The following is a 25,583-nucleotide window of genomic DNA, read 5'->3' on the forward strand; positions in this document are numbered from 1 at the left end:
TCCGGGCCGCTTCTCTGCGGTTTCCGGTTTCCCGTCTCCCGCTTTCGAAGCGATTCCGACTCTATCAGATCCGTTTTCCGTTCCGTTTCCGGTCCGGGAACCTTTTCCGACCCCTGTCGGCAGGGTGCTTCTCGGGCTGAATTCCAGTAATCCGGATTTCGCTTTTCGAAGCGGTGAAGACTCTAACTGTCTGCGCCGAGCTCGTCAAAAGCTCTAGGCAACTGTTCGAATCTACGGCCGCGGCTTACCGCTGTCAACGGTTTTCCGGGGCGGCGAGAACAGTAACAGGTGGTTGCGGCCCGGCGCACATCAGGCCGCGGTGGGTACCGGAGCCGGCCGGTCCGCCCCCGCGACGTCCCCCGTCTCCCCCGCTTCCACCGCGCGGCGGCCCAGGACGTGGACGTAGAGGAGGAACAGCGCCTCCGCCGTCACGCCGATCGTGACGCGGGCCCAGGTGGGCAGGCCGGACGGGGTCACGAAGCCTTCGATGGCGCCGGAGACGAAGAGGACGGCGGCGAGGCCGATGGTCATGCCGATCGCGGCCCTGCCCTCCTCGGCCAGGGCGACGCGTCGGCTGCGCGGCCCGGGATCGATGACGGTCCACCCGAGCCGCAGTCCCGTACCCGCGGCGACGAAGACGGCGGTGAGTTCGAGCAGTCCGTGCGGGAGGAGGAGGCCGAGGAAGGTGTCGAGGCGGCCCGCGTCCGCCATGAGGCCGACGCCGATGCCGAGGTTGAGCATGTTCTGGAGGAGCACCCACAGCACCGGGATGCCGAGCAGGGTGCCGAAGACCAGGCAGATGCCGACAGCCTGGGCGTTGTTCGTCCACACCTGTGCGGCGAAGGACGTGGCGGGATGGCTGGAGTAGTAGGACTCGTAGTCGCCGCCGGGGCGGGTCATGCGGCGCAGTTCGTCGGGGGCCGCGATGCTCGCGCGTACCTCGGGGTGGGTGGCGACCCACCAGGCGATGAGGGTGCCGACGACGATCGACAGCAGCGCCGTGGGGATCCACCAGTGGCGGCTGCGGTGGACGGCCGCGGGGAAGCCGGCGGTGAAGAACCGGGCGGCGTCCCGCCAGGTCGACTTCCTCGGTCCGGTCACCGCGCTGCGGGCCCGGGCCACCAGGGTGGTGAGGCGGCCGGTGAGCGCGGGGTCGGGCGCGGAGGACTGGACGAGGGAGAGGTGGGTGGCCGCGCGCTGGTAGAGCGTGACCATCTCGTCCGCCTCTTCCCCGGTCAGCCGGGTGCGGCGGTGCAGCAGGGCGTCCAGCCGGTCCCACTCCGCCCGGTGTGCGGAGACGAAGACGTCGAGGTCCATGGGGAGAGCTTGGCAGATCGCTACCGGGGAACTGCAGACTGTGGGCACAGGTCCGGCCTCCGCAACCGCGCTCCGAGAGGACTCAGGGTGAGCCAACTCGTCACGGGTGACGCCGTCGTACTCGGTCTCCAGCCGGCGCGGCTGCCGAGCAGGGCGCTGTCCGTCTGCATCGATCTGGTGCTCGCCTGGACGCTGTACGTGCTGCTGTCCCTCGCGCTGCTGGCCGTCACCGCGTCCCTGGACGACGCGGCGCTGGCCGCGGTGCAGGTCGGGCTGTTCCTGCTGGTGCTGGTCGGGGTGCCGGTGGCGGTGGAGACGCTGAGCCAGGGGCGGTCGGTGGGCAAGCTGCTGTGCGGGCTGCGGGTCGTACGGGAGGACGGCGGGCCGGTGCGGTTCCGGCACGCGCTGGTGCGCGGGGCGACCGGGCTCGTCGAGATCCAGATGTCCTTCGGGGTGATCGCCTGCGCGGCCTCGCTGGTGTCCGCGCGCGGGCGCAGGCTCGGTGACGTGTTCGGGGGCGCCCTCGTCGTACGGGAGCGGGTGCCCGCGGCGCAGGGGGCGCCGGTGCCGCCTGCGCCGCCCGGGCAGGCGGGGAGCTTCGACGGGCTGGACCTCTCGCGGGTGCCGGACGGGCTGTGGCTGGCGGTGCGGCAGTACCTGACCCGGGCCGGGCAGCTGGACGCCGACGTCGGCCGGTCGATGGCCGGGCGGCTCGCGGCCGACGTCGCCGCATGGACGGGCGCGCCCGCGCCGGAGGGCCTGCCGGCGCCCGCGTATCTGGCGGGCGTGCTGGCGGAGCGGCAGCGCAGGGAAGCCCAACGGGCCTTCGGGGCCGGGCAGTTCGAGCGGGCCCCGGGGCCGGATGCGGTCGTGGCTCCGGCGTCGCGGGCCGGTGGGGAGCGCGATTCCGCCGTCCGGGCGTCTGCCGCTCCTCCGGTGCCGGAGGAGCGGGACGCGGGCCCGGGTGGCGGGTCCGCGACGGGGTTCGTGCCGCCGGCCTGAGCGGGCCGGGTGGCCAACGGCCGTGCGGGGCGGGCCGGTTGGGGCCGCCGGCCGGAGGGCCGAGAGGTCAGGGGAAGACGGACGGCGGGTTCTCGAGTTCCTCCAGCTCGATTCCCGGCGCGGCCAGTACGACGTCGCCCGCGAGGTGGATCGCGGCCTGCTCGCCGGTGCCGACCTCGCTGACCCGGTAGTTCTCCACCGTCAGCGGGCCGTTGTCGGTGGCGTGTGCTTCGGTGTCCAGCAGGGCCCAGGACTGGTCGAGCGTGCGGGGCGCGAGGACGGGGGGTGCGAGGGAGACGAGGCGGACGCGGGTGGCGTCGGCGCCGGGGGTGAGGCGCAGCAGCCGTGCCGTGGCGACGAGGAAGGCGGGCGAGGCGCCCGTGAAGGAGTGCGCGGCGGCGTGGCCCTCCTGGGCGTGCTCGCCGGTGGGGTCGGTGCGTACCCAGCTGACGCCGTCCATGACGCCGCCGCGTACGCGCCAGCTGCCCGCGTGGATCTCCAGGCGGAGGGGGCGGCCGAGTTCGTCGACGGCGAGGTCGACGGAGCCCGCGTGATCGCCGGAGGGGGTGGTGATCTGCGAGACGTAGCGCCAGCCGGAGGGGCCGGTGGCGCACTGGAAGTGCTCGTCACCGAGGGGGGCGTGATCGTGCGGGTCGTGGAGCGAATAGCGGCCGCGGGGCATGGGAGGGACTCTACGTGCGCGGCCCTGAGCAGGCCGAAGGCCCCCGTCCGGAGAGGAGACGAGGGCCTTCGGGCCGGTGCGCGGACGCACCCGGGTCTGTTCCCTGCGGGCTCGGCCCGGCGGGTTCACTCGGCGTCCGTCCCGGCCGTCGCAGCCACGGCCGGGAGGTCGCCTGGGGTGGTGAGCTCACCGCGTGCGGTGGGTCACCGGGAACGGGGACTCACCGGGGGACGGCGGCCCCGAAGGGCCGACCGTGACCGGTGCCGTTCCGTGCCGCTCAGTAGCGGTAGTGGTCCGGCTTGTACGGGCCCTCGACGGGGACACCGATGTAGTCGGCCTGCTCCTTGCGGAGCGTGGTGAGCTTGGCGCCGAGCGCGTCCAGGTGGAGGCGGGCGACCTTCTCGTCGAGGTGCTTGGGCAGCACGTAGACGTCGGTCGGGTACGACTCCGGCTTCGTGAACAGCTCGATCTGGGCGATCGTCTGGTCGGCGAAGCTGTTGGACATCACGAACGAGGGGTGGCCGGTGGCGTTGCCCAGGTTCAGCAGGCGGCCCTCGGACAGCACGATGATGGTCTTGCCGTCCTTGAAGGTCCAGGTGTGGACCTGCGGCTTGATCTCGTCCTTGACGACGCCCGGGATCTTCTCCAGGCCGGCCATGTCGATCTCGTTGTCGAAGTGGCCGATGTTCCCGATGATCGCCTGGTGCTTCATCTTGGCCATGTCCGAGGCCATGATGATGTCCTTGTTGCCCGTGGTGGTGACGAAGATGTCCGCCGTGTCCACCACGTCGTCCAGCGTCGCGACCTGGTAGCCGTCCATGGCGGCCTGCAGGGCGCAGATCGGGTCGATCTCGGTGACGATGACGCGGGCGCCCTGGCCGCGCAGGGACTCGGCGCAGCCCTTGCCGACGTCGCCGTAGCCGAAGACGACGGCGGTCTTGCCGCCGATGAGCACGTCGGTGGCGCGGTTGATGCCGTCGACGAGCGAGTGGCGGCAGCCGTACTTGTTGTCGAACTTCGACTTGGTGACGGCGTCGTTCACGTTGATCGCCGGGAACAGCAGCTGGCCCGCCTGCTGCATCTCGTAGAGCCGGTGGACACCGGTGGTGGTCTCCTCCGTGACACCACGGATCTCCGAGGCGACCTGCGTCCACTTCTGCTTGTTCTCACCCAGGGTGCGGTTCAGCAGTTCGAGGACGACGCGGTGCTCGTCGTTCTCCGCGGTGTCGGGGGACGGGGCGGCGCCCGCCTTCTCGTACTCGACGCCCTTGTGCACGAGCATCGTGGCGTCGCCGCCGTCGTCGAGAATCATGTTCGGGCCGCCGGTGGCGGCGTTCGGCCAGGTCAGGGCCTGCTCCGTGCACCACCAGTACTCGGCCAGGGTCTCGCCCTTCCAGGCGAAGACCGGAACGCCCTGCGGCTTCTCCGGGGTGCCGTTCGGGCCCACGACGATCGCCGCGGCCGCGTGGTCCTGCGTGGAGAAGATGTTGCAGGACGCCCAGCGGACCTCGGCGCCCAGGGCGACGAGGGTCTCGATCAGGACAGCGGTCTGGACGGTCATGTGGAGCGAACCCGTGATACGGGCGCCGGAGAGGGGCTTTTCAGCGGCGTACTCCTTGCGGATCGCCATCAGGCCGGGCATCTCGTGCTCGGCGAGGGTGATCTCCTTGCGGCCGAAGGCCGCCAGCGAGAGGTCCGCGACCTTGAAGTCCTGGCCGTTGGAGGTCGTCGTCATGCGAGCTGCTCTCCTCGGTCTCGAGGTTGTGGCTTGCTGGTCCGTGCTGCGGCGCCCAGGCTGCCCGTGTGGCAGCGGTCACCCCCGGCTTCACGCCAGGAGCGGCCGACCACACGCGTACGGACATACGTGTCCCTTGGCCGCAGCTCAGTCCGTCGGAGGCCCTCTCTCCCTCGGTGGCCCGCAGCGCGGGCCGGCCGACCGCCATCAGCAGCGACGACTGTGCTCATACGAATCTACACCGCTCGTCCGGACGAGCGGATTGCCTGGGCCGGTCCCAAGGGCGACACTGGGTCGGTTTTCGGCCGCCCGTACGGCAGTCCGTACGAGCCTTCCCACCTCAACGCCGGTAAACACCCGCACGCTGACGGCAGCGCAGATCAAGGAGATGTGACGTGACCAGTTCCGACGGCTCGAACGGGGAGCCGCGGCAGGAGGCAGGTCCAGGGCTGCGGCTGCTCGCGGTGACCGCCTGTCCGACCGGCATCGCGCATACGTACATGGCAGCCGAGAAGCTGACGCAGGCCGCCGAGGCCCGCGGGGTCAGCATGAAGGTCGAGACGCAGGGCTCGATCGGCTCGGAGAACGTGCTGACTGACAACGATATCAACGAGGCCGACGGCGTGATCATCGCCGCCGACAAGGACGTGGACCGCGAACGCTTCGCGGGCAAGCGGCTGCTGGTCGTCGGCGTCGCCGAGGGGATCAGCGATCCGGACGGACTGATCGACCGCGTCGGGGACGCGCCCGTGCACGGCGGCGCCGCAACAGCCGGAAGCGGAAGCGGAGTTCGGGATTCCGGCGGTGCGGAGACCGCGGCGCCCGGCAAGAAGCCGCGCGGCCGCGGGACGACGTACAAGGCCCTGATGAACGGCGTCTCGTACATGATCCCGTTCGTGGTCGTCGGCGGTCTGCTGATCGCCATCTCCCTTGCGCTGGGCGGCAGTCCGCAGGCCGACGGCGGACTCGTGATCCCGGACGGCTCGTTCTGGAAGCACGTCAACGACATCGGGACGATCGGCTTCACGCTGATGGTGCCGATCCTCTCCGGGTACATCGCCTACGCGATCGGCGACCGGCCCGCACTCGTACCCGGCATGATCGGCGGCTGGATCGCCAACACCGGTGAGCTGTACGACTCCGAGTCGGGCGCGGGCTTCATCGGCGCGATCGTCACGGGCTTCCTGGCGGGCTATCTGGTCCAGTGGATCAAGAAGGTCCGGGTGCCCAAGTTCGCGCAGCCGATCATGCCGATCATCGTGATCCCGATCCTGGCGTCCTCGGCGCTCGGACTGTTCTTCATCTACGTCATCGGCCGCCCCATCTCCTGGGTGTTCGAGCATCTGACGTCCTGGCTCGGCGGCATGACCGGTACCGGGGCCGCGCTGCTCGGCATCATCCTCGGGCTGATGATCACGTTCGACATGGGCGGCCCGGTCAACAAGACCGCGTTCCTCTTCGGCGCCGGGCTGGTCTCCAAGAACCCCGAGGTCATGGGCATGTGCGCGGCCGCCATCCCGGTGCCGCCGCTCGGCCAGGGCATCGCGACGCTGCTGCGCCGCCGGTACTTCACCGCGCAGGAGCGGGAGACCGGGTACGCGGCCCTGTTCATGGGCTTCTTCGGGATCACGGAGGGCGCGATCCCGTTCGCCGCGGCGCGGCCCGCGCGCGTGATCCCCGCGAACATGCTGGGCGGGGCCGCCGCCGGCGCCGTCGCCGGTCTCGCCTCCGTGGCGGGCAACGTGCCGCACGGCGGCCCGATCGTGGCGCTGCTGGGCGCGGTCGACGGGGTGGCGATGTTCTTCGTCGCGATCGCCGTCGGCACCGCGGTCACCGCGCTGGCCACCGCCGCCCTGCTGTCCGTGGGCCGGAACGAGGCCGCCCGGGAGGCGGAGGCGGACGTACCGGAGGCCGCCGTACTCGCCGGGGCGGTCGCCGTCCCGGTCGGCGCGGGCGGTTCGACCGCCGCCCCGGAAGCGGCGGTCGCGGCTCCGGAGAAGGCCCCCGGGCAGGCCCCGGAGCAGACCCCCGAGGTTCTCTCCGGCTATCTCACGCGCGGGTCGGTGCGGGAGTGGCTGGGCTCGGACGAGAAGGAGGCGGCGGTCCGGGAGATGGCCGGGCTCCTCGCCGGTACGGGCAAGGTGGCGGACGTGGACGAGCTGGTCCGCGTCGCCCTCGCCCGCGAGGAGCAGGGCACGACGGGCCTGGGCGACGAGATCGCCGTGCCGCACGCCAAGACGGACGCGGTCACCGCGCCCGTCGTCGGCTTCGCGCGGTCCGCCGAGGGCATCGAGTGGGGCGCCCCGGACGGGACGAAGGCGCGCCTGGTGTTCATGATCTCGGTGCCGGAGGCGGCCGCCGGGGACGAACACCTGCGTGTGCTCGCGCGGTTGTCCCGGAAGCTGATCGACGCCGACTACCGGCAGCGGCTGCTGGCCGCCGAGGGCGAGGACGCGCTGCTGGAGATCCTCGCCGAGATCCGGTGACGCGGGGCCGCTGAGGCCTGAGCAACGCGGCGGGGCCCCGTCCGGACCGAAAGTCCGGGCGGGGCCCCGCCGCTGTCCGGGCTCAGGCCGTCGCGCTCGCGCCGGTCCCGGCGCGCTCCTCGCGCCAGATGTCCGGCTCCAGGTAGATGGCGCGGCAGATCGGCACGGCCTCGCGGATGCGGGCCTCGGCCGCGTCGATCGCCTCCGCGACCTGGGCGGCCGAATTGTCGTGCCGCACCGCGACCTTGGCGGCGACGAGCAGCTCCTCGGGACCCAGGTGCAGCGTCTTCATGTGGATGACGCTGGTGACGGTCTCGCCGTCGACGACCGCGTCGCGGATCTTCTCCCGCTCGGCCGGGTCGGCGGACTCGCCGAGCAGCAGCGACTTGGTCTCCGCCGCCAGCACGATCGCGATCGCGACGAGCAGCACGCCGATGCAGAGCGTGCCGACGCCGTCCCACACGCCGTTGCCGGTGATCAGCGCGAGGCCGACGCCGCCGAGCGCGAGGACCAGGCCGACGAGCGCGCCGAGGTCCTCCAGCAGGACGACGGGCAGCTCGGGCGCCTTGGCCCGGCGGACGAACTGGCTCCAACTGAGCCTGCCGCGTACCTCGTTGGACTCCTTGATGGCGGTCCGGAACGAGAAGGACTCCGCGATGATCGCGAAGACCAGCACGCCCACCGGCCAGTACCAGTGCTCCAGCTCGTGCGGGTGCTTGATCTTCTCGTAGCCCTCGTACAGCGCGAAGACGCCGCCGATGGTGAAGAGCACGATCGAGACCAGGAAGCCGTAGATGTAGCGCTCGCGGCCGTACCCGAAGGGGTGTTCCTCGCTGGCCTCTCTCTTGGCCCTCTTGCCTCCGAGGAGCAGCAGTCCCTGATTGCCGGAGTCGGCCAGCGAGTGGACGCCTTCGGCGAGCATCGACGACGAGCCGCTGAAGGCGAAGGCGACGAACTTGCTCGCCGCGATGGCCAGGTTGGCGCCGAGCGCGGCAACAATCGCCTTTGTTCCGCCTGATGCACTCATGCGAGTCGGGGGTCCCTTTCCGTGCTCCTGGGGGCAGCCGCGTCTCAGACGGCCACCGTGGCGCGGAAGAGCGTACCGTCACCGGAGAGGCGGACCCGCTCGCCCGCGGGCACATAAGCGGACCCACCGGGCACGAGCGCCAATTCCTCCTCGCCCCCGTCCCGCTCGCCGTGCAGCACGGCGCGGCCCGAGGTGCACAGCAGGATCTGCGGTGCGCGGGAGCCGAGTTCGGGCACGCTGCCGCCGGGGGCGAGGACGTACCGGGAGAGCCGGAACTCGCCGACCGGGGTCTCGTACAGCTCCTCGCCGTCCGGGCCCGCCTCGGGGCGCAGGATTCCGGGGTCGGACGGCTCGAAGCGGACGATCCGCAGCAGTTCGGGCACGTCGATGTGCTTCGGGGTGAGCCCGCACCGCAGCACGTTGTCCGAACTGGCCATGATCTCGACGCCGAGCCCGCTGAGGTACGCGTGCGGCACCCCGGCCCCCAGGTACAGCGCCTCGCCGGGCTGGAGGCGTACGTGGTGGAGCAGCATCGCCGCGATGACGCCCGGGTCCCCGGGGTAGGCCTGCGCGAGCGAGGCGCAGGTGGCGTACGGCCCGGAGTACGCGCCGTCGGCGTCGGCCGCGAGCGCGGAGGCGGCGACGGCGGCCTGCCCGACCGTCTCCGCGATCTCCTCGCGGTCGGCGGTGAGGACGCCGGTGAGCACCTCGCGCAGGGCGCCGCCCTCGGGGTTGGCGCGCAGGATGTCGACGTACGGCTTGAGCCCGTCGACGTCGAGACCGGCGAGCAGATCGGCGGCCTCGGACGGGTGCCGGAAGCCGCACAGGCCGTCGAACGGCGTGAGGGCGCAGATGAGTTCGGGCTTGTGCCCCTCGTCCTTGTAGTTCCGCTCCGGCGCGTCCACCGGCACCCCGGCGGCCTCCTCGCGGGCGAAGCCCTCACGGGCCTGCTCGGGGTCGGGGTGCACCTGGAGGGAGAGCGGGGAGCCGGCCGCGAGCAGCTTCAGCAGGAACGGCAGCTTCGCCCCGTACGCGCGCACGGACTCGGGCCCGAGCTCCCGCACCGGGTCGGCCTCGATCCACCCGGGCAGCGGGGACGGGCCCGCGCCGCGGTCGATCAGCGAGGGCGCCCCGGGGTGGCCGCCCAACCACATCTCGGCCTGCGGCTCTCCGGTGGGCGGGACGCCGAGGAGCTGGGGAATCGCGGTCGTGGAGCCCCAGGCGTACGGCCGGACGGTGTTCTGTAGAGGGTCCATGAGGTGCTCCGCATCGCTGCTCGGTGTGCCCGGGGCTCGGTTCCCGGGGCGGGGTCTGTCGGTCCGGGCCGCGCGGTGCTCTCCCGGGGCCCGGAGGCCGGGATCACTATGCGTCGTGCGCGGCGAGCAGGAGGTAAACGGCGGCGAAATCGGCCGTTGCGATCAGTTCCGCCGCGGTCTCCAGCGGGCCGCTGTCCTCGGCCGGGGCGAGCTCGGTCAGCGGCGCCCCGTGCGTGTGCGCGAGGTCCCGCGCGGCGCCGGCGGCCGAAGCACCGTCCTCCGCCGTCCCGCCGTCGCGCACGAGGACGACGCGGGCGTGCAGGCTCTCCGGCTCCTCGACGCGGTCACGGAAGAAGTCGTCCGGCCCGGCGTCACCGCCGAACGAGCCCTGGAGCAGCGCCCCGTGCTGCCCCATCGCCTCCGGCAGCGCGGCGGCGAGCGCGGGGCGGCCCGGGAGCGCGGTCAGCGTGCCGGCCGCGTGCCGTGCGACGGCACCGGCGACGGCGCCGTCGCTCCACCACAGCGGCAGGGTGTCGGCGAGTTCGGCGGCGAGGCTCTTCGCGGGGTTGCTGTCCACGTCGATCGCGGGCCCGCAGCGTTCGGCGACCCGGTCGAGCCGGTCGGCCAGTGCGTCCAGCGGCGCCCCGCCGGGCTCGCCGGGGAGCAGCCCGAGCCGGTCGGCCAGCATCACCAGCGGCGTGAGCAGCGCCCACAGTTCGCCGGGGGCGGCGGGCAGCGGCTGCGGCGGCTCGGCGACACCGGGGATCTCCAGCGAGTCGGCGACGCCGGCGCGCTGCCCGGCACCGGCGACCGTCCCCGCGGACTCGGCCGGTTCGTACGACCCCGGCTCGGCGAAGGGCGCGTACAGCTCGGGCGCGAGCGGCACGTGCAGCCCGCGGCTCTGCCCGATCGCCCCGGCCAGCGGCGCCCCGGGCGGCGAGACGGCGACGACGCTGCACCCGCGCCGGTACGCCTGGTCGGCGAGCGCCGCCAGGCCCCCTTCCGAGCCGTCGGGGGTGGCGAGCAGCAGCAGGTCGTACGGTCCGGCCCAGCCGGGGAGCGTCCAGGTCAGCGCGCCGGGTGAGACGAAGGGGCCGGTGGGCCGGATCAGGGTGACCGGCAGGGCGCCGCCCACCAGGGCTCCGAGCAGGTCGGCGGCGCAGGCGGCGGCCGGTCCCGTACCGGCGAGGAGCACGGCGCGCGGGCGTCCCTCGGGGCGCAGCTCGGCCAGGCCCGCCTCGGCCGCCCGCCGGGCGCCCGTACGGACCCGGGCTCCGGCCTCGGCCACGCCGCGCAGCAGGCCGCGCGCGTCGGCGCGGACGAGGGCCTCGGGACTGTCGAGTACCGACTCGTCGAGCATTCTCCCCAGACCTTTCGGTCGACTGCCTTGCTGCGGTGTGGTGTTGCCGCGGGCGCGCCGGAACCGGCGCCAGGAGCCCGGCGCGCGGCGGCAGTTGAGGCCGGCCGGCGTCAGGCCGGGCGGCGGGCCTCGTCGACGAGCAGGACGGGGATGCCGTCCCGGACGGGGTAGGCGAGCCCGCACTCGGGGCCCTCGCACAGCAGCTCCTCGTCCTGCTCACGGAGCGGGGCGTGGCAGGCCGGACAGGCGAGGATCTCGAGGAGACCGGCTTCGAGCGGCATGGATACGTCCCTTTCGGCAGGCTGGCGACTGTGCTGGCCAGGGTACCGCCGGGCGCCCGGGACCGTTCGCCCGGCGGCCCCCGCCGCTCAGGCGCGGACGAGGGCGAGGACCTCGTCGCGCACCTCGGTCATCAGCGGCGCCGTCCGGGCCTCGACGTTCAGCCGGAGCAGCGGCTCGGTGTTGGAGGCGCGGAGGTTGAACCACCAGTCGTCCGCGGTGACGGTCAGCCCGTCCAGCTCGTCGAGGCTGACGTCGTCCCGTCCCGCGTAGGCGGCCTTGACGGCGGCGGCGCGGCCGGGCTGGTCCTCGACGGTGCTGTTGATCTCGCCGGAGGCGGCGTACCGGTCGTACTGGGCGACGAGGCCGGAGAGCGGGCCGCTCTGGCCGCCGAGCGCGGCGAGGACGTGCAGCGCGGCGAGCATGCCGGTGTCCGCGTTCCAGAAGTCGCGGAAGTAGTAGTGCGCGGAGTGCTCGCCGCCGAAGATGGCGCCGGTGCGGGCCATCTCCTCCTTGATGAACGAGTGGCCGACCCGCGTGCGGACGGGGGTGCCGCCGTTCTCCTTCACCACCTCGGGCACGGACCACGAGGTGATGCAGTTGTGGATGACGGTGGCGCCCGGCGCCTTGGCCAGCTCGCGCGAGGCGACCAGCGCGGTGATCGCCGACGGGGAGACCGGGTCGCCGCGCTCGTCGACGACGAAGCAGCGGTCGGCGTCCCCGTCGAAGGCGAGGCCGAGATCGGCGCCGGTGTCCCGGACGCGCTGCTGGAGGTCGACGATGTTGCGCGGGTCGAGCGGGTTCGCCTCGTGGTTCGGGAAGGTGCCGTCGAGCTCGAAGTAGAGCGCGTCCAGCTCCAGCGGCAGCCCCTCGAAGACGGTCGGGACGGTGTGCCCGCCCATGCCGTTGCCCGCGTCGACGACGACCTTCAGCGGGCGGATCGCGGTCAGGTCCACCAGCGAGCGCAGGTGTGCCGCGTAGTCGCCGAGCACGTCCCGCGCGGTCACCGTGCCGGGTGCCGCGTCCGTCGCGGGCAGGCCGTTCGCGCTCCACTCCTCGACCAGCGCGCGGATGTCGGCCAGCCCGGTGTCCTGCCCGACGGGCGCCGCGCCGGCCCGGCACATCTTGATGCCGTTGTACTGCGCGGGGTTGTGGCTCGCGGTGAACATCGCGCCGGGCACGTCCAGGCGGCCGCTGGCGAAGTACAGCTCGTCCGTGGAGCACAGGCCGATCTCGGTGACGTCGGCGCCCCGCCCGGCCGCGCCCCGCCCGAAGGCCCGCGCGAGGCCCGGCGAGGAGGGCCGCATGTCGTGCCCGACGACGATCGCCGTGGCCCGGGTGACCTGCACGAAGGCGGCCCCGAACAGCTCGGCGAGCGCCTCGTCCCACTGGTCCGGCACCACACCGCGCACGTCGTACGCCTTCACGATCCGAGACAGATCCACCACGGCCAGCCCTCTCCTGGAGTCCTCTGCGGTCCCGTTGGTCGGGTCCTGCTGTGTGCGCTTCCGGGCCCGGCACCCGCGGTGCGGGCAGATCGGACCGTCGCCCCGGTCGGGGGACCCAAATCTACCCGCAGTGGATCAACGGCATCCGAACGGACCGTACGCTCCCGGCCAACACCGGGTGCCCGCGAAGCGGCGCGGAGGAGAAGCGGGGCCCTGGCCTACTGCTCGGGCGAGCGGAGGACGCGGAGGTGGCCGCGGCGGGCGACCTCCATCGGGTCGGCGTCCCGCCCGTCGGGACCGCCGACGGCGTCCGAGGGCGCGGCGGCCGTGGGGTCGCGGCGCTGCGGCGTACGGGCCGCCTCGCGGACGGCGTTGGCCAGCGCCTCCAGGTCGTCCCCGCTGGGGCGGACGGGCCCGCTGTCGACGGCGAGCCGCACGACCTCCCAGCCGCGCGGCGCGGTCAGCCGCTCCGAGTGCTCGGAACAGAGGTCGTAGCAGTGGGGTTCGGCGTAGGTGGCGAGCGGACCGAGGACGGCCGTCGAGTCCGCATAGACGTACGTCAGCGTCGCGACGGCGGGACGGCCGCATGCGGTGCGCGAACAGCGACGTACAGGGCTCACGACGTTGGACCGTACCGCACTCGCGAGCGGCCTGCGACGACTCTCCCCGAGCTCACTCCCCCGTGTCGTCCGGTTCGCGTGGATGGTCCGACCTGCGGCGGAGGTACGGAATCCGGGGACATGGAGGTGTTCGCGGAGGTCCCGGGCCCGGGGCGCCCGCGCGGGCAGGGGGCGTCCCGGGCCCGGGCGGCGGCCTGCGCGCGCGCCGGGAGGCCGGGCGAACGGAATCAAAACGTGACCCGCCTCCGGCAGCTCGGCCGGGCCGCTCCGGCGGCCGGCGGACCCGTGGGGCCCCTGGCGGCTAGGCTCGGGATGATGAGCAGCACGCCCGTACCGCCCCGCCGACCCGACCCGTCGGACGGCGCCGCCTCCGTTCCGGGGGCCTCCGGTTCCGGTTCCGCTTCGGGTCCGGACGGCGCTGCTTCCGGTGCCGCGGGCGCGGCCGGGGGCGAGGGCGCCCGCCGTCCCCGCCGCCGGGACCGGCACGGGCGCGGCATGCGCGGGCCCGTCGCGCCGCCGCAGGTCCCGCTCTCGGTGAGCCGCTCGGACGCCTTCGACGATCTGGTGCGGGACGCGATCGGCAGGCTGGAGCGGCGCTGGCCGCAGCTGGCGAGCGTCGAGTTCGCCGTGCAGGAGGTGCCGCGCGCGGACAACGGCGAGCTCGACGAGGGCTCGGGCCTGGTGCCGCTCGGCCGGGTGACCCACGCGCGGGGCGAGGAGCCCGACCGCGTGGTGGTCTACCGGCGGCCGGTCGAGCTCCGGGCCAGGAACCGGGACGAGCGCGCGCTGCTCGTCCACGAGGTCGTCGTCGAACAGGTCGCCGAACTCCTGGGCATGGACCCGGAGTCGGTCGACCCGCGCTACGGCCAGGACTGACGCGCGCTGCCCTTCAGTCGTCGTTCAGGACGGAGAGGTCCTGGGTCGCCCGGGGGACGGAGACGGTGCCGCGGTCGTCCGGGAGGCCCTGCACGGTGAAGGCGGAGCCGCCGCCGGTCAGCGTCCGCGCCGCGTACAGCGGGCCGCCGGAGAGCCGTTCGACGGTGACGCCGTAGCTGCCCCTGACGCCCTTCGGCGCGGGCGGCGCGAAGGACTTCGTCGTCCCGCCCTTCACCTCGTACGTCCGGCTCGCCGGGCTGCCGCCGTCGCTGCCCGCCGAGGTGGTGACGCGGACCTTGGCGGTCTTCCCGGTGGCGGTGAGCGTGAGCCGGGGCTCGCGGCCGGAGTCGCCGACGGCGGTGGCGCGCGCGTCCACCGGCCGGGTGGCCGGGACGAACGCGCTCTCCTGGCCGCCGCCCTTGCCCCGGGTGACGCGCAGACCGGCGACGACGGGGGTGGCGCCGTCCTTCTCCGCCGGGGTCAGCTCCAGCGTCCCGGCCTCGCCCTGGGCGAGGTTCTTCAGGTCGACGGCGGTGGTCATGCCGCCGCGCACGTGGAGCGTCTCGTACCCGGCGGGGGTGATCCGTCCGGACGGTCCGGCGAAGCGCACCTTGAGGTCGGCGTCCCGGTCGCCGGGCGCGTGGACCACCAGCCGTACGGAGGCCGCGTCGCCCGGGATGCCGGGGAGGACGGTGCTCGGCGCCGCGTCGGCCGCGGGGGCGATCCAGTCGCCGCCGAGCTTCTCGTCGAGGGACTGCACCTGGGCGCCGACCCGGCCGGTACGGGCGCTCACGTGCAGCGTCGCGTTGGTGACGGGCTCCTCGGTGAGGGTGGAGAGCAGCACGGGGACGGTGGAGCGGGGCGGGACGTTGATCGCCTCGCCCGAACTGGTGCTCACCCGGCCGTCCTTGCCGTAGAGGTCGAGGTCGACGGTGGCGCCGGTGCTGTCCGGGTTGGTGAGGTGGACGTAGTCCTTCCGGTCCTTCGCGGTGCTGGTGGCGGGGAACCAGAAGTCGGTGTCCGGTACCGAACAGGCCGTTCCGTGCAGGCCCTTGCCCGCGCCCGCGCTCACCTCGGTGGTCTGCTGGACCGTCCAGCCGGGCGCGAAGCGGCCCTCGGCCGAGCCGATCAGCGCGGGCGCGTCGCTGCGCGAGGTGGTGGACGTGACGGGTGTGCCGGGGCTCTTCAGCGGCAGCACGGCCTGCCCGCCTTCGTCCTTCGCGCCCTTGCCCTTGCTGCCGTCCTCGGTTCCGCTTCCGGTTCCGGTCTCGGCCGACTCCGCCGGGTACAGCTCGGCGGTGCCGCCCTTCGCGGCGCCGCCCTTCGGCGTGACGGCCGAGTAGACCGTCTCCGCGACGTCCGACTCCGTCGGCTTCGGGCACACCAGCGTGGACCGTTCGACGGGCTTGCGCGCGGCCGCCGCCGGAGCCCGGCCGGCCTCGTCCCCCGGGGCGGCGACGGCGGCGACGCCGGTGAGCGCGGCCAGCGCGGCGACCGCGCCGGCCAGGGTCAGGGTGCTGCGGTTCACTGCTGATCGCTCCTGTCGCCGTACTCGCCCGTCTCGCCCCGCGTGCCGTACGCCCCGTACGCGTCCGGCGCGTAACCGCCCTGCGGGTAGGCCCCGGGGGCGTAGGGATCGACCGCGTACGGGTCCGCGCCGTACCCGCCGGTGCCGTAGGCGTCCACCGGCACGGCGCCGGGCGCCTGCTGCTGCGGTACGCCCCAGCCGGCGCCGTACGGCTGCCCTTCGGGCGCCGGGGCGTGACCGAAGCCGTCCGCGAAGCCGCCGGCCTGGCCCGGCACGTAGGGCTGCTGCCCCGCGTCCGGCCCCGGCGCGTACGGCGGGGGTGCGGGCAGCGGCGTCCCGTCCGGGCCCGCTTCGGGCGCGGGCGGTGACGGGCGTGCGGAGCCGGCGCCCGCGGCCTCGGCGGCGGCGCGCAGCCGGCGCGCGCGCCGGCCCTCGCCCTCGACGGGCTGCGGCGGCACGGCCGGTTCGGCCTCGGGCAGGTCGTCGTCGATCTCGCGCCGCCGTCCGGGCAGCGCGAGGACGATCACGACGAGGGCGAGCAGGCCCTGGACGGACAGCCACACCACGTGCGCGGTGTCGGTGGCCCGCGTGACGTCCAACTTCCCGCCCCCGGCGGGCAGTTCGAAGCCCTGCGCCCAGCCGTCGACGGTGACGGGCCGCAGCGGCTTCCCGTCGAGCGTGGCCTCCCAGCCGTCGTCCGCCGCGTCCGCGATCCGCAGCACGCGGCCGCCCGGACCGTCCGGCACCTGTGTGTGCACCTCGACGGGACCGGCCGCGACCGCCACCGGCTCCGGCTCGGCGCCGCCCGGCGCCTTCCCCTCGCCCGCGACGATGCTGACGCGCGAGACCTGCCGGTCCACGCCCCACAGCGCGCTGCCGTCCTCCTGGCTGTAGCGGGAGAGGCCGGGCGTCGCGTCGAGCGTCCGGCTCATCCGGCGCGGAGCGCCGTCCCGGACCAGGACGTGCCGCACCGCGTAGCCGCTGAGCTGCTCGGACTGGTCGGCGCCCGAGCCCGCGACGAGGTTCGCGACGATGCCGCGCAGCCGCGCGTCCTCGCCGCCCTCGGCCGCGAGGTCGGCGTCCCCGAGCCGGGCCCCGGAGCCGCGGACCAGCGAGTACGAGACGCCGCTGGTCTCCCCCGAGGCACCGGGCGCGGACTCGCCGTCGAGGACGAGGGTGCGCGTCTGGTCCCGGGTCTTGCTCTCCTCCGCGACGAACGCGGGCACCTGGACGGGGTCGCGGCGGGACAGCGGACCGTCCGCGCCGCCCACCATCCAGCCGACCGCCGCGAACAGCGGCGCGGCCACGGCGGCCGCCGCGATCAGCGCCGCCACCGGCTGCCGCCAGCCGAAGCTCTGCGCCGCGACCCGCTCCTTCGCGCCCTCGGCGCCGGTGACCGCCGCGCACAGCAGGCCCAGCCCGTACACCAGCGTGGCGGGCCCGGCCCAGGCCGAGGCGTTCGACAGCGCGGCGAACAGCAGGCCCACCAGCGCGACCGCCCAGGCCGTGCGGATCGCCAACTGCCGCTCCGCGCGCAGCAGCGCGGCCAGCCCGGCCAGCACCACGCCGACGAGCAGCCAGCCGCCCGCGGCGCCGGGGCCGCCGGGCGTGAGCGTCAGCAGGTCCAGCGCGGAGGCCGCGCCCGCGCCGTACGGCAGGCCGACCTCGGCGAGGAACCGCGCGGGGTCCGTCAGCAGCGACAGCGACCAGGGCGCCAGCAGCACCATCGGCGTCACCAGTACGACGAGCACCCGCAGCGCCGTGCCGCGCAGCTCCTCGGCGCCCCGCCACCGCAGCACCAGCAGCGCCACCGCGAGCACCAGCGTCACGGGCCAGACGACGGGCGTGAAGGCCGTGGTCAGGGTGAGCAGCAGCGCGAGCGTCCACGCGGGCCGCCAGCCCGGCTTGCCCCGCAGGCCGCCGGCCGTCAGCGCGACCCGCGCCATCACCGGCAGCAGCACGGCCAGCAGCGCCGTCCCGAGCCGCCCGCCCGCGAGCGCACCCGTCGCGGCGGGCAGGAAGGCGTACGCGACACTCCCCCAGGCCCGCAGCAGCCGCGACTCGGTGAGCGGCCGGGAGGCGAAGTACGCGGTGAGCCCGGCCAGCGGCACGGAACACACCAGCAGCAGCGTCAGCGTGAAGCCGGTGCTGCCGAAGAGCACCGCGGCGACGCTGCCGAGCACCGCGAGGTACGGCGGCGCCGTCTGGGTGCCGCCGGTGCCGACGGGGTGCCAGCTGTCGGTGTAGCGCGCCCACAGGTCACCGACGCCGTCGGGCGCGGGCAGCAGGGCGCCGCCCGCGAGCGCGCCGCCGCCGAGCAGCGCCCGGCAGGCGATCAGCGAGACCAGGAGCAGCACGCCGAACAGCACCGGCCCCGGCTTGCGCGCCACCCGCTTGAGCCGGGCGAACTGTTCGACGTCCAGGAAGTCCGCGTCGTCCTCGCCCGGCCCGCTCTCGACGGCGCCGCCGTGCCGCCCGCCGCCGGAGAGCTCCGGCTCGGACCGCCCGGTGAAGTTGCTGGCGACCTGCTCGACGGTGACGCGCACGGTCGCGCCGGGCGGCGGGAACAGCGGCCGCAGGTCGCGGTGGGCGACGACGGGTCTGCCGCGCCGCCGCCGCGCCGCGAGGATCCGCCCGGGCCGCAGCAACGTGCCGCTCAGTCCGGCGACTTCGTCGAGCGCCTGGCCGGGCACCTTGCCCACCAGGTAGGCGAGCGTCCGCAGCAGCGTGCCGAGGACCAGCCGCAGCAGCACCCAGGGCGCCTTCGCCGTGGGCACGTTGGCGAGCAGGGTGAACACGGCGCCCGCCTTGTCCACCCGGTGCGGGCTCGCCGCGCCGCGCCAGCCCCGGCCGACGCAGTCGACGGGACGGCGTTCGCGGGAGGCGGCCTCCGCGTGCCGCATCACCGCGTCGGGCGCGACGAGCACCCGGTGCCCGGCGGCCTGCGCGCGCCAGCACAGGTCGACGTCGTCCCGCATCAGCGGCAGCCTGCGGTCGAACCCGCCGAGCTGTTCGAAGACGTCGCGGCGGATGAGCATCCCGGCCGTGGAGACCGACAGCACCGGCCGCACCTGGTCGTGCTGGCCCTGGTCCTGCTCGCGCCGCTCCACGCCCGTCCAGCGGCGGCCGCTGTTGGCGATGGAGACCCCGGCCTCCAGCAGCTGCCTGCGGTCGTACCAGCTGCGCAGCTTCGGCCCGACGACGGCGACCGACGGGTCGGCGTCGACGATCCGCAACAGTTGCGCGAGCGCGTCGGGTTCGGGCGCGCAGTCGTCGTGCAGCAGCCACAGCCACTGCACGGGCTCGCCGTGCGGCAGCTCCGGCATCTCGTACGCCTCGTCCCGCCAGGTCCGGCTGACGGGGTCCCAGCCGCTGGGGCGCTTGAGGTACGGCAGGTCGTCGGGCGTGAGGACGGGCGCGGTGCGCGCCGCCTCGTCGACGGCCGCGCCGAAGCCGCTGCGGCGGGCCATGTGCAGCACGCGTTCCGGGCCGAGCGCCTCGGTGACCAGCCGCGCCGAGTCGTCGGCGCTTCCGGTGTCGGCCGCGAGGGCGTACTGCACGGGGCGTTCCTGCCCCGTCAGTCCCGCCAGCGCGTCGGGCAGCCACCGGGCGCCGTCGTGGGTGACGAGCACGGCGGTGACGACGTGCCGGGGGAACTGAGGCGTCCCCGGCTCATGCTGGGCGGAGTGGACCGCCGTATGGCTGTGCACGGACATCGAGGTGCGAGCCCCTCCCCGGGGGTACGGGGGCGGGCCCCCGAAGATGCTGCGACGGACTGCGCCGGCGCCCCGGGACCGGGGCGTCACGCCTCTTCACGGCCCACCACACTAACGGCTCATCCCCCGGGGCCCGTCGGGTCCGCACAACGGAGGGCGGCCGGGGACGAAGCACGTCCCCGGCCGCCCTCACACATCGTCATGCACCGTCGTGAACCGTCCGGAACGCCGGTTCACGGACGCCGTACCGACGTGACGTCCATACCTCGGAGAGGTTCAGACAGCGGCTTTCTTCAGGCGGCGGCGCTCACGCTCCGACAGGCCGCCCCAAATACCGAAACGTTCGTCGTTCGCCAGCGCGTATTCCAGGCATTCGGACCGCACCTCACAGGCGAGGCAGACCTTTTTGGCCTCGCGGGTGGATCCGCCCTTCTCCGGGAAGAACGACTCGGGATCGGTCTGCGCGCACAACGCGCGTTCCTGCCAGCCGAGCTCTTCGTCCGCCTCTTCGACCAGGAGTTGTTGAAACAGCTCGGCCATGTGCGCGCCCCTCGTCTGTCTTTGCTTCCCCGTGATGCCGTCGTTATCGATTCCTCTTGAACGACACGGGTGAAATTACAAGTGTGCCGATCCGGGCCAGTCAAGCCGAGATCTGCTATTGAGCCCGTTATTCACTCTGCGGAACCAAGCGTGACCAGAAGGTGTTCAAATCATGATGAACCATGCCTTTTGAACCCGAGGCTTGTCCAGTTTGCCCGTTCTGGGTCACGAGATGGCCGGAGTGCCGATCACGTCGCCCCGCACCCGCCGGAGCGGAACCGATCACGGTCCGATCACAGATGCGCAACGGCGTTTGTGGGCGCGGATGTTGCGCCATGTGTCCCGGCCGCGGCGCGCACAAACCTTTCGGCGCCCGGGGCAACCGGATGGGATGAAACATTACGCCCAAACGCGACAACCGGTTGACAACCGAATGGGTTGTTGCGTCTCCTGGTCCGCATGCCAGTGACCACCGAGCCCCGTCAGGCCCGCCTCCGCGGGTCCCTTCGCGCGCTCCCGGGTCACTGTCGCTGTCGCTGTACCTGCTGTTGAGGCCCGCTTCTCCACCCGGCCTCCGGCACCTCGGTTCTCCCCGTTCCCTTTCCGGCCCGGCCTCCGCGCGGGCCCGGACCAGCGCGAAAGCACAGATCAGACGTGAACAGCGACGTCGAGATCGCGGGCGACCTCACCGCGATCCCGCATCTCCTCCCGCCCGTCCCCGCCCACCCCACCGGCATCTCCGGCTTCGTGGGACTGGCCCGTTCCCTCGCCGCCGACCGGGACGCCTGGGCCCCGCTCGTCCGGTACGACGCCACCACCCGCTGGTACCACCGGCTGCGCACCGGCCCCGGCTACGAGCTGTGGCTGCTCAGCTGGCTGCCCGGGCAGGGCAGCGGACGGCACGACCACGGCCCGTCCTCCGGTGTACTGACCGTCCTGGAAGGTGAGTTGACCGAGCACGCGCGCGGGGGCGCGCGCGCTCTGGCGGCCGGGGCGCAGCGGGTGTTCGCGCCCGGGTACGTGCACGAGGTGGTCAACGACGGGCTGCGGCCCGCGGTGAGCCTGCACGCCTACTTCCCCGGGCTGACCGAGATGCCCATGCACGCGCCGCACTGCGTGGAGTCGCGGCCGCTGCTGACCGACAGCTCCGTCTGAGGTCGGGCCCGGCGCGGCGGGCCGTCCCCCTCAAGTACCCCGACCTCCGGCTGATGTTCCCGCCGCGCGGGCCTGACAGACTGACCGCATGCAGCGGATTGTGGTTCTGGCCGGGGGCGTTGGTGGTGCCCGTTTCCTTCGCGGACTGAGTTCCGCCGTACCCGAGGCGGAGATCACCGTCATCGGCAACACCGGTGACGACATCCATCTCTTCGGCCTGAAGGTCTGTCCCGACCTCGACACCGTGATGTACACGCTCGGCGGTGGCATCCACGAGGAGCAGGGCTGGGGGCGGAAGGACGAGTCCTTCACGGTGAAGGAGGAGCTCGCGGAGTACGGCGTCGAACCGCAGTGGTTCGGCCTGGGCGACCGCGACTTCGCGACGCACATCGTGCGTACCCAGATGATCGGCGCCGGGTATCCGCTCAGCGCCGTCACCGAGGCGCTGTGCGCGCGCTGGCAGCCGGGCGTCCGGCTGCTGCCGATGACGGACGACCGGGTCGAGACGCACGTACTGATCGACGCGCCGGAGGAGGAGGGCGGCCGGAAGGCCGTGCACTTCCAGGAGTACTGGGTGCGGATGCGGGCGTCCGTCGACGCGCGGGCCGTGGTGCCGGTGGGCGCCGAGTCGGCGAAGCCGGGGCCCGGCGTGCTGGAGGCCATCGCCGCGGCCGACGTGGTGCTCTTCCCGCCGTCCAACCCCGTGGTGAGCGTCGGCACGATCCTCGCCGTGCCCGGGGTGCGGGAGGCGATCGCGGACGCGGACGTCCCGGTCGTCGGGCTCTCGCCGATCGTCGGGGACGCGCCGGTGCACGGGATGGCGGACAAGGTGCTGGCCGCGGTCGGCGTCGAGGCCACGGCCTCGGCGGTCGCGGAGCACTACGGTTCGGGCCTGCTGGACGGCTGGCTCGTCGACACCGTGGACGCGGGACGGGTCGGCGCGGTCGAGGAGGCGGGCATCCGCTGCCGGGCCGTGCCGCTGATGATGACCGGCACCGAGGCGACGGCCGCGATGGCGCGCGAGGCGCTCGCCCTGGCCGAGGAGGTGCGCGCGTGACCGCCGCGGGAGAGGTCCCCTCGTACCGGGTGTGGTCCGTGCCCGGGATTCCCGAAGTCCGCGCCGGCGACGACCTGGTGAAGCTGATCGCGGCCGGGGTGACCGGTGAGGGGCTGCCCGGGCTGGCCGACGGTGACGTGCTGATCGTGACGTCCAAGATCGTCAGCAAGGCCGAGGGCCGGGTGCTGCGCGCCGACGACCGCGAGGCCGCCGTCGACGCCGAGGCCGTACGGGTCGTCGCGCGGCGCGGGGCGGTGCGGATCGTCGAGAGCCGGCACGGCTTCGTGATGGCCGCCGCCGGGGTCGACGCCTCCAACACCGCGGTCGGCACCGTCCTGTTGCTGCCCGAGGACCCGGACGCCTCGGCCCGGCGCATCCGCGAGGGGCTGCGGAAGACGCTCGGCGTCGCGGTCGGCGTCGTCGTCACCGACACCTTCGGGCGGCCGTGGCGGGAGGGCCAGACGGACGTCGCGATCGGCGCCAGCGGCGTCCGCGTCCTGCACGACCTGCGCGGCGGCACCGACGCGATGGGCAACCCGCTCGGCGTCACCGTCACCGCCGTCGGCGACGAACTGGCCGCCGCGGGCGAACTGGTGAAGGGCAAGGCCGACGGCCTGCCCGTCGCCGTGGTGCGCGGCCTGGCGCAGCACGTCCTGGGCGCGGAGCCCTCCGCCCCGGCCGCGGTTCCGGGGGACGCGGACTGCGCGGAGGACGGTCAGGGCGCGCGGGCGCTGGTGCGGGACGCGGCCAACGACATGTTCCGGCTGGGCACTTCGGAGGCCGTACGGGAGGCGGTCACGCTCCGCCGTACGGTCCGCGAGTTCACCGACCAGCCCGTCGACGGGGGCGCCGTACGCCGTGCCGTCGCCGCCGCGCTGACGGCGCCGGCGCCGCACCACACCACGCCCTGGCGCTTCGTCCTGCTGGAGTCGGAGGAGTCCAGGACCCGGCTGCTCGACGCGATGCGCGAGCGGTGGACCGCCGATCTGCGGGCCGACGGGAAGAGCGAGGAGAGCATCGCGCGGCGCGTACGGCGCGGTGACGTGCTGCGCAACGCGCCGTACCTGGCCGTCCCCTGCCTGGTGGCGGACGGGGCGCACAGCTATCCGGACGCGCGGAGGGCCGCGGCGGAACGGGAGATGTTCGTCGTCGCGAACGGCGCGGGCATCCAGAACTTCCTCGTCGCGCTCGCGGGCGAGCAGCTGGGCTCCGCCTGGGTGTCGTCCACGATGTTCTGCCGCGACGTGGTCCGCGAGGAGCTCGGGCTGCCCGACGACTGGGACCCCATGGGCGCGGTGGCCATCGGCCGCGCCGCCGCCCCGCCCCGCGAACGCCCGCCCCGCGATCCGGGAGACTTCATCACCGTCCGCTGAGGCGCCCTTCCGCCGGGGCGGCTACAGCGGGGCGATGTCGCCGACGGGGAAGCGGGGTTGGCGGCGCGGGGGTACGCGGCCGGTGGAGAGGATCAACCGGGTCGCGCGGTGCCGCTGGCCCTGCTCCGCGTAGGGCGCGAGCAGCTCCAGCATTCCCGCGTCGTCCACTCCGCGCGCGCCGGTGAGCGCGTACCCGACGATGCGCGGCAGGTGCAGGTCGCCGACGGTCACCGCGTCCGGGTCGCCGTTGCTGCGCTGGAGGGTCTCGGCCGCGGTCCACGGGCCGATGCCGGGGATCGCCTGGAGCCGCCGCAGCGCCGCGTCCAGCTCCATGCCCGCGGCCTCCTCCATGCGGGAGGCGCGCTGCGCGGCGCGGACGACGGCCGCCGAACGCTTGCCGTCGACCCCGGCCCGGTGCCACTCCCAGGACGGGATGCGGCACCAGTCGCGGGCGGACGGCATCACATGCAGCGACAGGTTCGGGCCCGGCGCGCGTTCGCCGAAGCGGCGCACCAGCAGCCGCCACGCGCGGTACGCCTCCTCCGCGGTGACCTTCTGCTCCAGCACCGAGGGGATCAGGGACTCCAGCACCAGCCCCGTGCGCGCCAGCCGCAGCCCGGGATGCCGCCGGTGCGCCTCGGCCACCAGCCGGTGGTGCGGCACGAAGGCCGACGGGTCGTCCGCGCCGCCGAGCAGCGCGGGCAGCGTCTCCAGCGCCCAGCCGGCTCCGGGCCCCCACGCCTCGGCGCGGACGACGGGCCCGTCCGTCCCGCGCTCCTGCCGCATCCGCAGCGCCGCGGGACCGTCCGGGGTGCGGGTGCCGCGCCAGGCCGCACCGTCCTCGAACCGGCAGGCCGGGTCGTACGGGCCGCGCTGCAGCACGCCCAGGTGCCGGTGCAGGCGGTACGAGCCCGCCCCGGCCGGGGGCGACCAGGTGCGAGTGCGGGGCGGGGTGGACACGCCGAAAGGGTACGGCGTCCCGCGCGCGGACGCGGCGGGAGCGGGCCCCGCCCCCGTCAGCCGCCGGGGCGGCTCACTGGTCGGAGGAGAAGCGGACGGCGCCCGCGGGGATGCGGGCCTCGCACCAGATGCGCACGCCCTCGCGCAGTTCGTTGCCCTCGCCGACCTCGGCGCCGTCGCCGACGACCGTCCCCTGGAGCACGCTGCCGGGGCCGATCCGCGCGCCCGCGCCGATCAGCGAGTCCCGCACCACCGCGCCGGGCGCGACGACCGCGCCGTCCAGCACGGCCGAGCCCTCGACCCGCGCGCCCGCGCCGACCACGGCGCCGGAGCCGACGACGGTGCCGCCGGTGAGCTTGGCGTCGGCGGCGACCTCGGCCGAGTCCAGCACCAGCCGCTCGCCGCACCGGCCCGGCACGGCCGGGGACGGCGCGCGGCCGAGGACGAGGTCGGCCGAGCCGCGGACGAACGCCTGCGGGGTGCCGAGGTCGAGCCAGTAGGTGGAGTCGACCATGCCCTGGAGGTGGGCGCCGGCCGCCAGCAGCCCGGGGAAGGTCTCGCGTTCGACGGAGACGGGGCGGTCGGCGGGGATGCTGTCGATCACGGAGCGGTTGAACACGTAGGCGCCCGCGTTGATCTGGTCGGTGACGATCTCCTCCGGCGTCTGCGGCTTCTCCAGGAAGGCGCTGACGCGGCCGTCCGCGTCGGTGGGCACCAGCCCGTACGCGCGCGGGTCGTCGACCCGGGTGAGGTGGAGGGAGACGTCGGCGCCCGAGCCGGTGTGGGTGCGCACCAGGGCCTCGATGTCGAGTCCGGTGAGGATGTCGCCGTTGAAGATGAGGACGGGCTCGTCCGGTCCGGAGTGGAGCCGGGAGGCGACGTTGCGGATGGCTCCGCCCGTGCCGAGGGGCTCCTCCTCCGTGACGTACTCCAGGTGGAGGCCGAGCTGGGAGCCGTCGCCGAAGTACGGCTCGAAAACCTCCGCAAGGTAGGAGGTGGCCATCACCACATGTTCGACTCCGGCCGCCCGCGCGCGGGCCAGCTGGTGCGTCAGGAACGGCACACCGGCCGCCGGAACCATGGGTTTCGGGGTGTTGACGGTCAACGGTCGCAGGCGGGTGCCCTTGCCCCCGACCAGGAGGATCGCTTCTGTCACCTGTTTCTCT

At 74.0% G+C, this 25,583-nt stretch carries 20 protein-coding genes; 6 read left to right on the forward strand and 14 right to left on the reverse strand.

Features of this window, described 5'->3' with window-relative positions:
* Positions 1 to 309 precede the first annotated feature (309 nt).
* Positions 310 to 1,317, reverse strand: coding sequence for a stage II sporulation protein M (locus HCC30_RS26435; RefSeq protein ID WP_169445394.1), 1,008 nt, complete (start codon positions 1,315 to 1,317; stop codon positions 310 to 312).
* 87 nt (positions 1,318 to 1,404) lie between these two features.
* Here HCC30_RS26435 and HCC30_RS26440 point away from each other — a divergent pair, with 87 nt between their 5' ends.
* Positions 1,405 to 2,319 carry an RDD family protein gene (locus HCC30_RS26440; RefSeq protein WP_169445396.1) on the forward strand — a complete coding sequence of 305 codons (915 nt, stop codon included), beginning with the start codon at positions 1,405 to 1,407 and terminating at the stop codon, positions 2,317 to 2,319.
* A gap of 67 nt (positions 2,320 to 2,386) precedes the next feature.
* On the opposite strand, the gene HCC30_RS26445 is transcribed toward HCC30_RS26440, so the two are convergent.
* Both HCC30_RS26445 and ahcY read right to left on the reverse strand, forming a co-directional pair.
* Positions 2,387 to 3,001, reverse strand: coding sequence for a hypothetical protein (locus HCC30_RS26445; RefSeq protein WP_169445398.1), 615 nt, complete (start codon positions 2,999 to 3,001; stop codon positions 2,387 to 2,389).
* A gap of 277 nt (positions 3,002 to 3,278) precedes the next feature.
* Entirely contained in the window at positions 3,279 to 4,736 is a 1,458-nt protein-coding gene (ahcY, locus tag HCC30_RS26450) for an adenosylhomocysteinase (RefSeq protein ID WP_169445400.1), read from the reverse strand.
* A 395-nt stretch (positions 4,737 to 5,131) separates the two neighbouring features.
* On the opposite strand from ahcY, the gene HCC30_RS26455 reads away from it, so the two are divergent.
* Positions 5,132 to 7,222, forward strand: a complete 2,091-nt coding sequence (locus HCC30_RS26455) for a fructose-specific PTS transporter subunit EIIC (protein WP_346776822.1) — start codon at positions 5,132 to 5,134, stop codon at positions 7,220 to 7,222.
* Between the two features lie 82 nt (positions 7,223 to 7,304).
* On the opposite strand, the gene HCC30_RS26460 is transcribed toward HCC30_RS26455, so the two are convergent.
* The 6 genes from HCC30_RS26460 to HCC30_RS26485 form a co-directional block, all read right to left on the reverse strand.
* Positions 7,305 to 8,249: a cation diffusion facilitator family transporter gene (locus tag HCC30_RS26460; RefSeq protein ID WP_169445402.1), complete on the reverse strand. Its 945-nt coding sequence runs from the start codon at positions 8,247 to 8,249 to the stop codon at positions 7,305 to 7,307.
* Between the two features lie 44 nt (positions 8,250 to 8,293).
* Positions 8,294 to 9,505 carry a mannose-6-phosphate isomerase, class I gene (manA, locus tag HCC30_RS26465; RefSeq protein WP_169445403.1) on the reverse strand — a complete coding sequence of 404 codons (1,212 nt, stop codon included), beginning with the start codon at positions 9,503 to 9,505 and terminating at the stop codon, positions 8,294 to 8,296.
* A gap of 106 nt (positions 9,506 to 9,611) precedes the next feature.
* On the reverse strand, positions 9,612 to 10,865 hold the full coding sequence (locus tag HCC30_RS26470) for an SIS domain-containing protein (RefSeq protein WP_169445405.1): 1,254 nt from the start codon (positions 10,863 to 10,865) through the stop codon (positions 9,612 to 9,614).
* 110 nt (positions 10,866 to 10,975) lie between these two features.
* Complete coding sequence (locus HCC30_RS26475) at positions 10,976 to 11,146, reverse strand: Trm112 family protein (RefSeq protein WP_169445407.1); 171 nt, start codon at positions 11,144 to 11,146, stop codon at positions 10,976 to 10,978.
* An 87-nt stretch (positions 11,147 to 11,233) separates the two neighbouring features.
* Positions 11,234 to 12,592, reverse strand: coding sequence for a phosphomannomutase/phosphoglucomutase (locus HCC30_RS26480; protein ID WP_169445409.1), 1,359 nt, complete (start codon positions 12,590 to 12,592; stop codon positions 11,234 to 11,236).
* Positions 12,593 to 12,810: 218 nt separating this feature from the next.
* Positions 12,811 to 13,296 (reverse strand): DUF3499 domain-containing protein, encoded by a 486-nt coding sequence (locus HCC30_RS26485; protein ID WP_169445479.1) that lies wholly within the window; start codon positions 13,294 to 13,296, stop codon positions 12,811 to 12,813.
* Positions 13,297 to 13,527: 231 nt separating this feature from the next.
* Here HCC30_RS26485 and HCC30_RS26490 point away from each other — a divergent pair, with 231 nt between their 5' ends.
* Positions 13,528 to 14,088, forward strand: coding sequence for a metallopeptidase family protein (locus tag HCC30_RS26490; RefSeq protein WP_169445410.1), 561 nt, complete (start codon positions 13,528 to 13,530; stop codon positions 14,086 to 14,088).
* Positions 14,089 to 14,101: 13 nt separating this feature from the next.
* Here HCC30_RS26490 and HCC30_RS26495 read toward each other — a convergent pair whose 3' ends face one another.
* The 3 genes from HCC30_RS26495 to HCC30_RS26505 form a co-directional block, all read right to left on the reverse strand.
* Positions 14,102 to 15,616, reverse strand: a complete 1,515-nt coding sequence (locus HCC30_RS26495) for a DUF5719 family protein (RefSeq protein ID WP_169445412.1) — start codon at positions 15,614 to 15,616, stop codon at positions 14,102 to 14,104.
* Entirely contained in the window at positions 15,613 to 19,332 is a 3,720-nt protein-coding gene (locus tag HCC30_RS26500) for a glycosyltransferase family 2 protein (protein WP_169445413.1), read from the reverse strand. Before HCC30_RS26500 ends, HCC30_RS26495 begins: the two co-directional genes overlap by 4 nt.
* Before the next feature lie 276 nt (positions 19,333 to 19,608).
* Positions 19,609 to 19,872: a WhiB family transcriptional regulator gene (locus tag HCC30_RS26505; protein WP_098752195.1), complete on the reverse strand. Its 264-nt coding sequence runs from the start codon at positions 19,870 to 19,872 to the stop codon at positions 19,609 to 19,611.
* Positions 19,873 to 20,526: 654 nt separating this feature from the next.
* On the opposite strand from HCC30_RS26505, the gene HCC30_RS26510 reads away from it, so the two are divergent.
* The 3 genes from HCC30_RS26510 (at position 20,527) to HCC30_RS26520 (ending at position 23,457) form a co-directional block, all read left to right on the forward strand.
* Entirely contained in the window at positions 20,527 to 21,027 is a 501-nt protein-coding gene (locus HCC30_RS26510) for a cysteine dioxygenase family protein (RefSeq protein ID WP_169445415.1), read from the forward strand.
* 88 nt (positions 21,028 to 21,115) lie between these two features.
* Positions 21,116 to 22,084: a 2-phospho-L-lactate transferase gene (gene cofD, locus HCC30_RS26515; protein WP_169445417.1), complete on the forward strand. Its 969-nt coding sequence runs from the start codon at positions 21,116 to 21,118 to the stop codon at positions 22,082 to 22,084.
* Entirely contained in the window at positions 22,081 to 23,457 is a 1,377-nt protein-coding gene (locus HCC30_RS26520) for a coenzyme F420-0:L-glutamate ligase (protein WP_169445419.1), read from the forward strand. Before cofD ends, HCC30_RS26520 begins: the two co-directional genes overlap by 4 nt.
* 21 nt (positions 23,458 to 23,478) lie before the next feature.
* Here HCC30_RS26520 and HCC30_RS26525 read toward each other — a convergent pair whose 3' ends face one another.
* Together HCC30_RS26525 and HCC30_RS26530 are read right to left on the reverse strand one after the other, a co-directional pair.
* Positions 23,479 to 24,357, reverse strand: a complete 879-nt coding sequence (locus tag HCC30_RS26525) for a DNA-3-methyladenine glycosylase 2 family protein (protein WP_206324370.1) — start codon at positions 24,355 to 24,357, stop codon at positions 23,479 to 23,481.
* A 133-nt stretch (positions 24,358 to 24,490) separates the two neighbouring features.
* The gene (locus HCC30_RS26530) at positions 24,491 to 25,573 is read right to left on the reverse strand and encodes an NDP-sugar synthase (RefSeq protein ID WP_169445422.1); all 1,083 of its coding nucleotides are present in this window, start codon (positions 25,571 to 25,573) and stop codon (positions 24,491 to 24,493) included.
* Between the last annotated feature and the right edge of the window lie 10 nt (positions 25,574 to 25,583).

This window comes from Streptomyces sp. HNM0574 (assembly GCF_012726235.1).
Taxonomy (GTDB): Bacteria; Actinomycetota; Actinomycetes; order Streptomycetales; family Streptomycetaceae; genus Streptomyces.

Coding starts and splice junctions, on each gene's coding strand:
- HCC30_RS26505 (WP_098752195.1), bottom strand. CDS start 19,872: ATGGCCGAGCTGTTTCAACAACTCCTGGTCGAAGAGGCGGACGAAGAG.
- HCC30_RS26500 (WP_169445413.1), bottom strand. CDS start 19,332: ATGTCCGTGCACAGCCATACGGCGGTCCACTCCGCCCAGCATGAGCCG.
- HCC30_RS26470 (WP_169445405.1), bottom strand. CDS start 10,865: ATGCTCGACGAGTCGGTACTCGACAGTCCCGAGGCCCTCGTCCGCGCC.
- HCC30_RS26445 (WP_169445398.1), bottom strand. CDS start 3,001: ATGCCCCGCGGCCGCTATTCGCTCCACGACCCGCACGATCACGCCCCC.
- cofD (WP_169445417.1), top strand. CDS start 21,116: ATGCAGCGGATTGTGGTTCTGGCCGGGGGCGTTGGTGGTGCCCGTTTC.
- ahcY (WP_169445400.1), bottom strand. CDS start 4,736: ATGACGACGACCTCCAACGGCCAGGACTTCAAGGTCGCGGACCTCTCG.
- HCC30_RS26435 (WP_169445394.1), bottom strand. CDS start 1,317: ATGGACCTCGACGTCTTCGTCTCCGCACACCGGGCGGAGTGGGACCGG.
- manA (WP_169445403.1), bottom strand. CDS start 9,505: ATGGACCCTCTACAGAACACCGTCCGGCCGTACGCCTGGGGCTCCACG.
- HCC30_RS26460 (WP_169445402.1), bottom strand. CDS start 8,249: ATGAGTGCATCAGGCGGAACAAAGGCGATTGTTGCCGCGCTCGGCGCC.
- HCC30_RS26490 (WP_169445410.1), top strand. CDS start 13,528: ATGAGCAGCACGCCCGTACCGCCCCGCCGACCCGACCCGTCGGACGGC.
- HCC30_RS26475 (WP_169445407.1), bottom strand. CDS start 11,146: ATGCCGCTCGAAGCCGGTCTCCTCGAGATCCTCGCCTGTCCGGCCTGC.